This window comes from Patiriisocius sp., assembly GCF_051252435.1.
Classification (GTDB): Bacteria; Bacteroidota; Bacteroidia; order Flavobacteriales; family Flavobacteriaceae; genus Patiriisocius.
Genome location: NZ_JBPOFW010000003.1, coordinates 317,129 through 330,127, shown reverse-complemented (window position 1 = coordinate 330,127; position 12,999 = coordinate 317,129). Strand labels below are relative to the sequence as shown.

Sequence of the window (12,999 nt, the reverse complement as noted above, 5' to 3'; positions counted from 1 at the left end):
GCAGTAATTTTTTTCGATGAAAGTTTGTTTTTCCTACGATTATTTCCTACGTTTATCGCGTGAAATGAAACATAAAGTAAATTTCTGAGCCCCAGATATCACTAAAAAGAAACATTTGACACCACATAAAAAAGCCTTTTCATACTATGAAAAGGCTTTTTGTTTTTTGAAAAATTGATAGAATTATTTGTTCTTCAATGCATCTATCTTATCTGCGATTGTATTCGCTTCAGCATATTTTTTATCGCTTTCGGCTCTGTTTGTTGTTGAGAGTTTGTGATAATCATTCATTAGACTCTCGTATTTTTCTTGTAATTTTTCGATTTCGGTTTTCTTTTTGAATATTCCAAACATTAGTTTTTATTTTTAAGTGATTTCCAATTTTCGTCTGCGTTTTGTTTCAACATCATTGGATTTTCATCTAACCATTTCTGTTTTGTATCTGCAAATACTGTATCATAAAAGAGGTATAGTTTTCCATCTTCGATTAAAAAACTCTCGGGGTTGATATCTACTTTGCTATTGCTATCTCCAACTGCATATGCACAAAATCCGCCATATTGAGGTTCATACTTAGCAGGGTTTTTGTCAAACATAGCCTTATTTGAGGCATTCATAAATTTATAAGACGCGCCATTATATGTGCTTATGTATAAATCATTTCCTTCTGTTGCATTTCCCTCAAAATATTCTGTGACGTCATAGCCGTTTGCAATGAAACCTTTATTGTTCGTATTGATTGTTCCTTTGCTAGTTCCGCAACTTGATGCAAGAAATGCTATTGATACTAATAAAATTAAATTTTTCATAGTCTTAAAATTTTATTTCAAGGTAAACAAAACTATCATAGCATATTCTTTATGAAATGTTAATCAATTAAAAATGCCCCTTACAAATACATGAAGGAGCATTTTTAAAAATGGCATAATCCAGATTAATAACCGTCTGGACCGATTCCAAAGCAGTAGATACGCATATCGCCAGAAGTACTCATAATATTTTGAGCTTCTGTACCTTTAAGAATGGGAGCAAAAGCATAGTCACCTGGCTCAAGTTCTTGCTCAAAAACCATCTCGTACAAATCTTCTCCTATTTTTTTGAAAGTTGGAACAGTAATATATTCACTCATGTCTTTTTGTCCGCCCATTGCATATCCTTTTTGAACAAAACGGCGATATTTTTTACGTTTTTTCACAACATCTGCCTTTGTGATCAAAACAAGTTCAAACACATCTACTCCCGGGTCTGTTTTGATTATGAATGTAGGCATATTACCTTTTTCAAATCTAACATTAGAGTATTTATTGTCAAATATTGTTAGATAAGTGTTTACACCACCATAACCAAAACCTATAGCTCTTGATTCGTTCTTTGCAGATACACGTTCAAAATTTTTAACTTCCCCATCTTCCAAATAATAGGGTACAAATGTTTTTTCAACTTCTTGGGCTTGAATAAAACCCATTGACATTAGAAATAACAAATAGAATACATTTTTCATTTTTAGAATATTTATGATTTATATATTCCAAAACTAAGATTTCATAAAATGCTATGTAATAACCAATATTGGGTATTTTTACATCTCATTTCCGAAGAAAACAGCATTCATCAACAATTTATTTGTCCCAAACCAAAAAGCTCTAAAGTTTGTATTATCTGTAAAATAAATAACCTCACCTCTGCCTAAATTTCCCATTTTGAACATCGCTGTATTCTTTAAATCTTCCAGATTAGGCTGAGAAATATAACCGCTCATCAACGGATTTGAAGTATATTGTATGGGATTATTGTAGCTGTTCTTATCGGCTTCCATGAACAATGTAGAATTTCTGAACGTAGGTAACGTTTCATTTTTATAACCGAAAGCAATAGGGTGTGATCGGTCTATTTTAGTTTCAAAAATGGCACCTCCAATTACTTGAGCACCTCTATAATCTCCTCGTTGTTCAAAGCTAATGGCGGTCGCAGTGTCTTTTCGGGTTTTAAAATCTATTTTCAATAATTCATTTGAATCAAAAAAGCGACCTGCGTTTTTATAGCCAATCAACGTTCCTCCATTTTTAACCCAATCTTTGATTTTTTCGGCTTCGTTTTTACCAAGTCCGCTACCCCACGTCGTTGGCATAATGATGTCGGTATAGCGACTCAAATCGGTTCTGTTCAAAGTATTGACATCTAGTTTTGTGATAAGCATATCATAGCGCTGGTCAAATAAGTGCCAAATTTCGCCAGCATCGTAAGGATTCATGCCATCACCCACGAGTAGCGCGACTTTGGGCATTTCTATGGCTCTAAAATCATTACTACCCAAGTCAATACCCATTGTAGAACCTGTGGTCACTGGTGTAATGGTGACCTTTGTTTCTTCGGAAATTTGTCTTAATAACTCACCAATTTCTTCGGGTGACAGATCTTGGTTTTTGACTGGAATCATGATTGTTCCGTAGTCATATTTTGTGCCACCGCTAGTAAATGGAGCCATTCCCACGCTTGCTCTCAAGCCTTTACTTAAAATCATATTCAATGCTTTTGGCGTATAGTAATCGTGCCATTCCATCAAATACGCATATTGTGAAGTTGTTACCAATTTTGGAGCATTTCTCTTTAATTCTGAAATTTCAGCACCAGCATTATTTAGTGATGCATTTTTATCATAATCCAGATTAAAAGCTAATGGAAAAGTCCAAGCACTAATGTCATAAAACAAACTGTCTTGAAATGTTGTGCGCTTTTCAAACATCGCATTGATTAGACGATGCTGACGTTGATTTTTTGGAATTATGTAACTCGTACCTTTTTTGTAGTTCTTTCCGCTTGAGGAAAAGTCATCTTTAATCTCATGAAATTTAATACCATGTCTTTGTAAAATCTGCGCAAGTTCAAAAGCTTTTGATGGGTCTTTTTCATCACCAAAAACGATAGCGCCACCTTTTGATGCTTGACTAAAAGCATCTTTGTAAAATTGCTGTTGATATTTTAAGATTTTAGTTCGCATACCAACTGCCGCGTCTAAAGTTGAAAGCGCTGCCGTAAATTGATTATGTATGGTAAACGGAAATGTTAAAACACCGTTATCACTTTCCTGCGCATGACCTCGTGAAGAAGCCTGCTCGAAAAGAATCCCGATACTCCCATTTACGTCTGGAAATGTTGAGCCTTTTCCATAATAAAAATCATCGTAGTCTTCTTCGGTGTAATAAAAACTACCAATTTTATCCAAAGCTTTTGCATGATACTTCCCAATCTCGCCCGTTAAATCCTGATTTTGTTGTGGAGTCAATGGATGTGTTCTCGACGGAATTCCAGGTTGAAAAAAGAACGAACTGTTTGTTCCCATTTCGTGGTGATCCGTAAGGATATTTGGCATCCATTTATGGAAAGTTTCAATACGAACACGACTTTCTGGTAATTGTACTGGTAGCCAATCACGATTCATATCAAACCAATAATGGTTTGTGCGACCGCCTGGCCATACTTCATCATATTCTCTATCATTGGGGTCCGGATTTATATTTTTGCTTTTATGCATATTTGCCCAATAAGAAAAACGTTGAAGCCCGTCAGGATTATAGGATGGATCAAAAAGGATGATAACATTTTTTAACAATTCATCAATTTTTGGCCCTTGTGCTGCTGCTAAATAATACGCTACAGCAAGGGCAGCATTTGAGCCGCTTGGTTCATTTCCGTGGATAGAAAAACCTTGTTGAACAACAATGGGCATATTTGAAATTTCCATATTCCCACCATCTTTTGATGTCAAGTTTAAATGGTTTTTGCGAATGGTTTCAATATTAGCGTGGTTTGAGGGCGAGGTAATTGTTAGTAATAGTAAAGGTCTTCCTTCATAGGTCGTACCTCTATCTTCGATGGTAATTCGTTCACTAGACTCGGCTAAAGCCATCATATATTGCGTTAGTTTATCGTGTGTGACATGCCATTCTCCCACTTCGTGTTTAATGATATCTTTTGGCTTTGGAATACTTTGATTGTAAGTAACATCAGTGGGTAAATAGTAGGAGAGATCTACTGTTTCAATTTGCGCAACTGTGTTTGTGATGGTGATGATTGCAAGAAGGAATAGTATTTTTTTCATAGATATTGTCCCGCCCTAAGCGGGATAACTTTTAATTAGTGTGCTTTTTTGGCTGAATTCTAAAAATAAAAAAACCGCTACAATAAATGTAGCGGTTTCCATATTAGTTTGAGACTTTAACTATATATCGTCAAAATCAATGTCTGTAAAGTTTGAAGCAGCAGGTTGATCTAATGTTGATCCAGCAGATTCATCATCTTTTGGTGCCCCTGGTGCAGGATTTTCGTCACGTTTGTAATCCTTTTGGTGACGTTCGCTAATTACTTCTTCACCTTTTTCCTTAAGTACGTAATCAATCATTTCTTCTAAGCTGTCTCTAAACTCGTGGAAATCTTCTTTGTACAAATAAATTTTGTGCTTTTTGTAGTGAAAAGAACCATCGTCGTTGGTAAACTTTTTACTTTCTGTAATAGTTAAATAGTAATCTCCTGCCTTCGTGGCTCTTACATCAAAAAAATAAGTACGTCGTCCTGCGCGCATTACTTTACTAAAAATCTCTTCTTGCTCCATCGCGTAATTATCACTCATAATAATAGATATTGTTATTGGTTTTGTTCAAAAATCCTAAAAAAAAGTAAATACAGCAACTATAATTACATTTCTTTTTCGGTGAGTTGTTTTATGTATAATTGCTTGTAATATCCTTCTTTATTGACTAGCTCGTTATGAGTACCTTTTTGTATGATTTTTCCGTCCTCAAGAACGATTATCTTATCTGCATTGATAGCAGATGATACTCTATGACTCACAATAATGGTTGTTTTTTCTTCGGAAATTTTATGAAGATTATTTAAAATTTCTTCCTCGGTTTCCGTATCGACTGCTGAAAGACAATCATCGAACAACAGAATCTTTGGGTCTTTAATCAATGCCCTGGCGATAGATACACGTTGCTTTTGACCTCCGCTCAAAGTAATCCCCCGTTCACCTAAAATTGTATCATACCCTTTTGTGAAACCTATAATATTGTTATGTACCGAGGCCTTTGTCGCAGCGGCAATCACTTCTTCTTCGGTGGCATCTTCTTTTCCAAATTTTATATTATCTGCAATACTTTCTGAAAATAAAAAGGCGTCTTGAGGAACATAACCAATGGCACTCCGAAGACTTTTTAGGTGGATATCTTTAATTTCGGTGTTGTCAATTAATAGATTTCCATTCTCAACATCGTAGAGTCTTCCAATTAATTCCAGGATGGTTGATTTTCCCGAACCCGTATTTCCCACGATTGCTAAAGTTTCGCCAGGATTTACTTCAAAAGACACATTTTTAAGAGCAGTTATATTTGTGTCATCGTAGGTGAAAGATAAGTTTTTGAACTCAATTTTTCCTTTGACTAACATTTCCGAAGTACTTCTATTCTGTATGGCCGGTTCTGTCTTTAAAAATTCGTTGATACGTTTTTGAGATGCTTCTGCCTGCTGTACCATTGATGTAACCCAGCCCACAATAGCAACAGGCCACGTAAGCATATTGACGTAAAAAAGGAACTCGACAATGGTGCCAAGTTCGGCAATTTGCCCGCTGATGTAGCGTGTTCCACCTATGTAAATAACTAGGATATTGCTTACACCAATGAGGAGCATCATGAGCGGGAAAAAGAGTGCGTTTACTTTAACCAGATCGATGTTTTTTTGCTTGCTACCCTGAGATAGTTCAACGAATTCGTTATTTATTCTAGGTTCGATTCCGTATGCTTTGATAACGCCTATTCCGCTAAAACTTTCTTGAGTAAATGTGGTTAATTTAGAAAGATATTGTTGTACAATGGTGCTGCGTTTGTGGATTGCGATGCTCAATCGATAAACCATAATTGATAAGATGGGTAATGGAAGTACAGCAAATGCAGCGAGTACGGGCGCTTTGTAAAACATGTATGAAATAACCACGATAAACAGCGTAATTGTTGTGGTACTGTACATAATGGCCGGGCCAACGTACATGCGCACTTTTCCCACATCTTCACTAATACGGTTCATTAAATCTCCGGTTCGGTTTTGTTTGTAGAAGCCTAGCGATAGTTTTTGATAATGTTCGTAGATTTCATTTTTAAGGTCAAATTCTACTTTTCTGGAGACAATTATAATAGTCTGTCGCATAACAAAAGTAAAAAGAGCAGCGAGTAAGGTAGCGGCAAAAAGTAAAAGGATATTTTTCATTAATCCTGAAGTTACCAACGCCATATCAGTAATTTCGCCATTTATTTTTTGCTCAACGATATTTACGGAATCCCCAATTTTCATGGGAACAACCAATTTGAAAACCGCCGCAATCACTGTAATAACAAGCCCTAATAGCAAGCGCCCACGATATTTAATCAAATATTTATTGAGGAATCTTAATTCTTTCATACAACGGCAAAGATACGAGAGTATGGCAAATAGTGTATCGTTGAGTGGTTTATTGTTTTGGTTTTAAAAGGTTGTTTTTTTAGAATTAATTTTAACAAGGTTTCGCCGTTTTGTTTTACTTCGGAAATATGACTGAAACACCTATTAATTATTGCTGTTGTCACATTTCCGAAGTGATGAGAATTTCATTAGAAAGAATTTTTCAAAATAAATTTTATGATTCTTGGCTATTTAGAGCTTTGTCTTTATTGATGTTAGCTTTCATTAAGATTTCAAGTTATTAACAAATTCTCGTTTTAACTCTATTCGTTTTGTGGAATGTTCAGTATTCTACTACTTTTGCACGTCCTTTTTGAGGATATGAAAAATAGAAAACTATGCAATCTGAAATTTTATCAACAAAAGATTTATATAAAGTAGCTCCAGTTTTTGGACAACTTTCATTTGATAACCACGAGCAAATCGTTTTTTGTAACGACAGCGAGACGGGTTTGAAAGCCATCATTGGGATACACAATACTACGCTAGGGCCTGCGCTTGGAGGTACGAGAATGTATCAATACAATAGTGAGTGGGAAGCTTTGAACGACGTATTGCGCTTGTCTCGAGGGATGAGTTTTAAGTCGGCCATCACAGGATTGAATTTAGGGGGTGGAAAAGCGGTTATTATTGGTGACGCTAAAACTCAAAAAACGCCAGAATTGATGTTGAAATTTGGTGAATTTGTGCATTCATTGAACGGAAAATACATTACTGCAGAGGATGTGGGAATGACCACTGCAGATATGGATCTTGTGCGTACAGTGACTCCTTATGTTACCGGAATTAGTGAAGATAAAGGTGGGGCAGGAAATCCTTCTCCAATTACTGCGTATGGAGTTTTTATGGGAATGAAAGCTGCGGCGAAATATAAATTTGGTAGCGATGACCTTGAAAATAAAGTAATCTATGTCGAGGGAATTGGTAATGTGGGAGAAGCCTTGGTTGAGCATTTGAGCAATGAAGGTGCGAGAGTAATGATTGCAGATATTAATCAAGCGCGCCTAGAAGAAGTAAGAGATAAATACAATGTAGAAATTTATGGTGGAAGCAATCTTCACGCCGAAGAAATGGATATCTACGCACCATGTGCCATGGGGGCAACTGTAAACGATACCACGATTCCTCAGTTAAAAGCTAAAGTAATTGCTGGAGCTGCAAACAATCAACTGGCCGAAGAAAATAAACACGGAATGCTATTGAGAGAAAGAGGTATTGTGTATGCGCCGGATTTCTTGATTAACGCTGGAGGAATTATCAATGTGTATGCAGAGTTAGAGAACTACGGAAGACAAGAAATCATCCGTAAGACCGAAAACATATATAATACGACTTTAGAGATTTTGAAAAATGCTGAAAAGAATAATGTAACTACACATTCGGCGGCATTAGCTATTGCGCAATCAAGAATTGATGCAAGAAAAGCTGAAAAAGGGTAGACTATTTTTAAAAAACAATATCTTTGCACCGCACTAAAATTTAGTGCGGTTTTTTATTAAATAAGTTCTTTCAAACTATGCTAACAAGAAGACACATAAGGGTAAAAGTAATGCAGAGCATCTATGCTTTTAACCAAAGTGAAAATCCAGATCTGGACAAACAGGAAAAATTTATGTTTTACAGCATCGACCAAATGCTGGATTTATATGCATTGTCACTACAATTGTTAGTTGAAATGCGCGATGCCGAAGCAAAATTTCTTGTAAAGTCACAAAAAAAGCACCTGGCTACTTCCGAAGAAAAAAATTACAGCAAAGCCTTTATTGATAATAAAGTGATTGAACTCATTGCAGAAAACGAAGACCTTGCCACGTACATAAAAAACAAAAAACTCAATTACTGGAAACAAGATGACGAGTATGTTGCCATATTGTTGAAAGATCTACGCCAGCGAGATTTTTACAAAGAATACCTTTCACTTTCTGAAGTGAGCTATAAGCAAGATCAGGATTTTGTTTCAAAGCTCTTTAAAAAGGTAATAGCGCCCAACGAGAAATATTACGATTATATAGAAGATAAACGATTGACGTGGGTGGATGATTTTCCAATTGTCAATACAGCCATCGCGAAAATGTTGGGTAAAATTTCAGATAAAAATGAAAGTAGTATTGTGATGCCCAGTCTTTATAAAGATGAAGATGACCGTCAATACGCGTTGGATTTACTCAGAAAAGTGATTCTAAAAGATAATGTGCTGAGTGAAGCAATCGAAGGAAAAACACCCAATTGGGATAAAGAACGTATTGCTGAAATGGACATGATTATTTTAAAGTTGGGAATTTCAGAATTTTTATATTTTCCATCCATCCCTGTCAGAGCTACAATCAATGAGTATTTGGAAATAGCGAAGGAATATTCAACCCCAAAAAGTAGCATATTCATCAACGGAATTTTGGACAAATTGGTCAAGGAATTTGAGGCCTCACAAAAAATTCATAAAATTGGTCGCGGGTTACGCTAGTCATAAATTTTTAAGTACTTTTGTACCTCTTAAAAATAAATTTATTTAACCATAATTTAATACCTATGAAAAATTCAATTTTAATGGTCGCTGTAATGGCTCTATTGGCATTCACATCTTGTAAAGATAACGCAGCAGACAAAGTAAGTGAGACAAATGTAACTGCAGCTGCTGACCGTGATGCAAAAGCTGGTGAATATCCGGTAATGACTTTTGACGAAAAGCAATATGATTTTGGTGAAATAGCACAAGGAACAGCTGTTGAGCACATCTTCAAATTTACAAATACAGGAACAAGTAACTTAGTAATCGTTGACGCAAAAAGTAGCTGTGGTTGTACTGTACCATCATTTACTGATAAGCCAGTTGCTCCAGGAGAGTCAGGTGAGTTGTTAGTTAAATTTAACGGTAGCGGTAAAAACCAAGTTAGTAAAACCGTAACAGTTACTGCAAATACTGCAGCTGGAAAAGAAACTTTGTTGATTAAAGCTTTCGTTCAGCCTAAAGAAGGAGCAGCAGCAGTACCAGCAACTAAGTAATTAGATACTAAATAAAGATTCCCCATAATTATGGAACAGTTCCTTCCCTTAATTTTACTCTTTGGAGTTATGTATTTTTTCTTGATAAGACCTTCTATGCAGAAGCAAAAGAAAGAAAAGAAGTATATTCAAGAGATAAAATCTGGTGATAAAGTAGTTACTAAAAGTGGGTTGCACGGTAAAATATTGAGTCTTAATGACGACGGAACGTGTATTATAGAATCTGGCGCAGGTAAAATGAAGTTTGAACGTTCAGCACTTTCAATGGAGTTGAGCCAAAAGCAAAATATACCGCCCAAAGAAAATAAGCTTATCCAAAAAAAGTAGTTTGGTAAGTATGTTAAAGAAAAACCTTCAGTTGAAAGCTGAAGGTTTTTTTATGCGCTATAATTTATAGTTAAGTGTTTTAAGCTTACGCGAAAATGTGCTAGAGATTATTTATGTGTTCTTTAAATTTGACTTAAAGATTTAATGGGGAAATACATTTATTTGATTTTTAAATTTTATGATTTAAAAACCACTGTATTCCAATGATGGTTTTAGCATCTCGGAATTGATTATTTTCTAACGTATCAATTAAATCATTAGTTTTAATCTTGATTAATTCAATATCCTCATTTTCATATTTCATTCCTCCACCGTCAAAAACCTTGTCTGATAAGTTTACTTCAGAATAATAAAGGAAAACTCTTTCTGATGTTCCACCAGGTGAAACAAAGAATGAATTTATAAATTCAAGTTGAGTTATTTTATATCCAATTTCCTCTTCAACTTCTTTTCTAGCTCTTTTCTTAGGGTTATCATTTGTCTCTAATGTTCCGGCAGTTAGCTCGAGTATCCAACCGTCCTCTTCCTTTATTGTGGGATATCTAAATTGATTTGTAAATAATAACGTATCAGTATCCTTTTCATAAATTAAAATTGCTACAGAATCTCCTCTTTCAAAACAAAGTCTGTCAATTTCAATGGTATTAGAGTCAAACGAATCGTGTTCAATTTTTGCTTTTTTAATTTTAAAAAAATTGTCAAAAACAGTTTCTTCTTTTATTATTCTGTATTTCATTGCGCTGTAAATTATTTGTATGGCCTTATTCCTCCTCAGCCACCAACTGCGCAATATTCACGATTACTTCAATTGCTTTTTGCATAGATTCCACGGGTACATATTCAAATCTTCCGTGGAAATTATGACCGCCTGCAAATATGTTGGGGCAGGGTAGTCCCATAAAACTTAATTGCGAACCATCTGTGCCACCGCGTATAGGTTTAATTAATGGTGTGATGCCAGCTTGTTTCATAGCTTTTTCAGCAATATCAACAATGTGCATTACAGGTTCAATCTTTTCGCGCATGTTAAAATATTGGTCTTTTATTTCAACAGTAACCAATTCTTTTTCAAATTGTTGGTTGAGTTCATCTGCCAGCTTTTGCATCATTTCTTTTCTGGCTTCAAAATGACCTTTGTCATGATCACGAATAATGTACTGTAGTTTTGTACTATCCACTTCTCCTTTTACGCTGTATAAATGAAAAAAGCCTTCTCGGTCACTCGTGTGTTCTGGCGTTTCCAATCGCGGGAGTGAGTTTATATAATCTGTAGCGATGTACATACTATTGACCATTTTTCCTTTGGCATAGCCTGGGTGAACTATTTTACCTTCAATGGTAACAACGGCTCCAGCTGCGTTGAAATTTTCATATTCAAGTTCACCTACTTGGCTTCCGTCCATGGTGTATGCCCAATCTGCACCAAATTTCACCACATCAAATTTATGCGCGCCTCGTCCTATTTCTTCATCTGGCGTAAAACCTATGCGGATTTTCCCATGTTTTATTTCAGGGTGATTCACTAAATATTCCATGGCCGAAATAATTTCGGCAATACCGGCTTTGTCATCGGCGCCCAATAAAGTAGTTCCGTCTGTGGTAATAATAGTTTGTCCTTTATATTGTAAAAGGTCTTCAAAATAGTCCGGCGATAGAATGATGTTTTGTTCTTTGTTTAATATGATATCATTTCCGTCATAATTTTCAATAATTTGAGGTTTAACGTTTTTTCCTGTAAAATCTGGTGTGGTATCAAAATGGGAGATAAATCCAATCACAGGTACCGTGTGTTCCACATTGCTGGGCAGTGTTGCCATAATATATGCGTTCGCATCAATAGTAACATCTTCTAGTCCAATTTGCTTTAACTCTTCCACAAGTGCATTCGCTAAATCCCACTGTTTTGCGCTACTAGGCGTAGTGTCACTTTCCGGGTCGCTTTCTGTATCGACGGTTACATAGCTAATAAATCTCTTAATAAGTTTGTCTTTTTCTATCATAATAGTACTCGCGGAGGCGTGTATTTTTAGTTAAACATCAAGTTACAAAATAAACATAATCGTTACTTTTTATGTTGCGTTATCTAATTAATTTCAGAAATATTTTATTCGTATTTTTGCATTCATATTTCAACCGTATGTACAAAACACTTGTTCGCCCGCTACTCTTCAATTTTGACCCTGAAAAAGTACATTATGCGACATTTAATATGATTAAGGTTGCTCATACGTTAGGTTTTGGGGGTCTATTCAGAAATATATTCCAAATTAAAAATCCGAAATTAGAAAGAGAACTTTTCGGTTTAAAGTTTTCAAATCCTGTGGGATTGGCTGCCGGATTTGATAAAAATGCGGTTCTTTATAATGAGTTGGCAAACTTTGGTTTTGGGTTTATTGAAATTGGTACTGTCACTCCCAAAGGGCAAGAGGGAAATCCTAAAAAAAGATTGTTTCGGTTGCAAGACGATAAAGCGATTATCAACCGAATGGGTTTCAATAATGAAGGGCTCGATGCTGCAATATTTCAGCTGAAGAAAAACAAAGGTAAGCTCATCATTGGCGGAAATATAGGTAAAAATACACAAACACTTCCAGAAAATTATACCGCAGATTACTTGACATGTTTTAATGCGCTGCATCCGTATGTGGATTATTTTGTGCTGAATGTAAGTTGCCCAAACGTGGGAAGCCACGCAAAATTGAACGATAAAGATTATTTGGAAGAATTGATCGGGGCGGTGCAAGAAGCCAATAAAATGTTTAAAAAACAGAAACCGATTCTACTCAAAATTGCTCCCGATTTAAACGATGTACAATTGGATGAAATTGTTGAATTGGTTTTAGAAACCAAACTCGACGGAGTAATTGCTAGCAATACATCTACAGATAGAAGTGGACTTAAAGCCTCAGAAGAAAGGCTTAAAGAAATAGGTAATGGAGGATTGAGCGGTCAACCCATTAAAAATAAAAGTACGCGAGTAATAAAATATCTTGCCGATAAAAGTAACAAAGCGTTCCCAATTATTGGTGTAGGAGGCATTCACAGTGCAGCCGATGCGCTTGAAAAGCTAGATGCTGGTGCAGATTTAATCCAAATTTATACAGGCTTTATATATGAAGGACCGAGTCTTATTAAAGATATTAATAAGGCATTGTTAGCGAAGTAGAAATTTAAACACTATTT

General features: G+C 35.6%; 13 protein-coding genes. 5 read left to right on the top strand and 8 right to left on the bottom strand.

The features are described 5' to 3' along the window. Nucleotides 1-183: 183 nt before the first annotated feature. From ACSHW7_RS08985 to ACSHW7_RS08960, 6 genes are all read right to left on the bottom strand, one after another. Nucleotides 184-354, bottom strand: a complete 171-nt coding sequence (locus ACSHW7_RS08985; protein ID WP_435679007.1) for a Lacal_2735 family protein — start codon at nt 352-354, stop codon at nt 184-186. Beyond that, a complete protein-coding gene (locus ACSHW7_RS08980; RefSeq protein WP_435679006.1) occupies nt 354-809 on the bottom strand; it encodes a YHS domain-containing (seleno)protein in 456 nt (151 codons plus the stop codon). Before ACSHW7_RS08980 ends, ACSHW7_RS08985 begins: the two co-directional genes overlap by 1 nt. A gap of 125 nt (nt 810-934) precedes the next feature. Beyond that, nucleotides 935-1,501: a hypothetical protein gene (locus tag ACSHW7_RS08975; RefSeq protein ID WP_435679005.1), complete on the bottom strand. Its 567-nt coding sequence runs from the start codon at nt 1,499-1,501 to the stop codon at nt 935-937. Between the two features lie 78 nt (nt 1,502-1,579). Continuing rightward, entirely contained in the window at nt 1,580-4,099 is a 2,520-nt protein-coding gene (locus ACSHW7_RS08970) for a M14 family metallopeptidase (protein ID WP_435679004.1), read from the bottom strand. A 120-nt stretch (nt 4,100-4,219) separates the two neighbouring features. Next, a complete protein-coding gene (locus tag ACSHW7_RS08965) occupies nt 4,220-4,627 on the bottom strand; it encodes a PUR family DNA/RNA-binding protein (protein ID WP_435679003.1) in 408 nt (135 codons plus the stop codon). Nucleotides 4,628-4,692: 65 nt separating this feature from the next. Further along, complete coding sequence (locus ACSHW7_RS08960; protein WP_435679002.1) at nt 4,693-6,450, bottom strand: ABC transporter ATP-binding protein; 1,758 nt, start codon at nt 6,448-6,450, stop codon at nt 4,693-4,695. Between the two features lie 377 nt (nt 6,451-6,827). Between ACSHW7_RS08960 and ACSHW7_RS08955 the strand changes: the two genes are divergently transcribed. The 4 genes from ACSHW7_RS08955 (at nt 6,828) to yajC (ending at nt 9,816) form a co-directional block, all read left to right on the top strand. Continuing rightward, entirely contained in the window at nt 6,828-7,928 is a 1,101-nt protein-coding gene (locus tag ACSHW7_RS08955; RefSeq protein WP_435679001.1) for a Glu/Leu/Phe/Val family dehydrogenase, read from the top strand. A 77-nt stretch (nt 7,929-8,005) separates the two neighbouring features. Next, the gene (gene nusB, locus ACSHW7_RS08950; protein WP_435679000.1) at nt 8,006-8,950 is read left to right on the top strand and encodes a transcription antitermination factor NusB; all 945 of its coding nucleotides are present in this window, start codon (nt 8,006-8,008) and stop codon (nt 8,948-8,950) included. Nucleotides 8,951-9,015: 65 nt separating this feature from the next. Further along, nucleotides 9,016-9,489, top strand: coding sequence for a DUF1573 domain-containing protein (locus tag ACSHW7_RS08945; protein ID WP_435678999.1), 474 nt, complete (start codon nt 9,016-9,018; stop codon nt 9,487-9,489). A gap of 30 nt (nt 9,490-9,519) precedes the next feature. Continuing rightward, on the top strand, nt 9,520-9,816 hold the full coding sequence (gene yajC, locus ACSHW7_RS08940) for a preprotein translocase subunit YajC (RefSeq protein WP_435678998.1): 297 nt from the start codon (nt 9,520-9,522) through the stop codon (nt 9,814-9,816). Nucleotides 9,817-9,985: 169 nt separating this feature from the next. On the opposite strand, the gene ACSHW7_RS08935 is transcribed toward yajC, so the two are convergent. Further along, nucleotides 9,986-10,552 (bottom strand): NUDIX domain-containing protein, encoded by a 567-nt coding sequence (locus ACSHW7_RS08935; RefSeq protein ID WP_435678997.1) that lies wholly within the window; start codon nt 10,550-10,552, stop codon nt 9,986-9,988. A gap of 25 nt (nt 10,553-10,577) precedes the next feature. Next, on the bottom strand, nt 10,578-11,816 hold the full coding sequence (gene pepT / locus ACSHW7_RS08930; RefSeq protein ID WP_435678996.1) for a peptidase T: 1,239 nt from the start codon (nt 11,814-11,816) through the stop codon (nt 10,578-10,580). Nucleotides 11,817-11,953: 137 nt separating this feature from the next. Here pepT and ACSHW7_RS08925 point away from each other — a divergent pair, with 137 nt between their 5' ends. Next, nucleotides 11,954-12,982, top strand: coding sequence for a quinone-dependent dihydroorotate dehydrogenase (locus ACSHW7_RS08925; protein WP_435678995.1), 1,029 nt, complete (start codon nt 11,954-11,956; stop codon nt 12,980-12,982). Nucleotides 12,983-12,999: the final 17 nt, after the last annotated feature.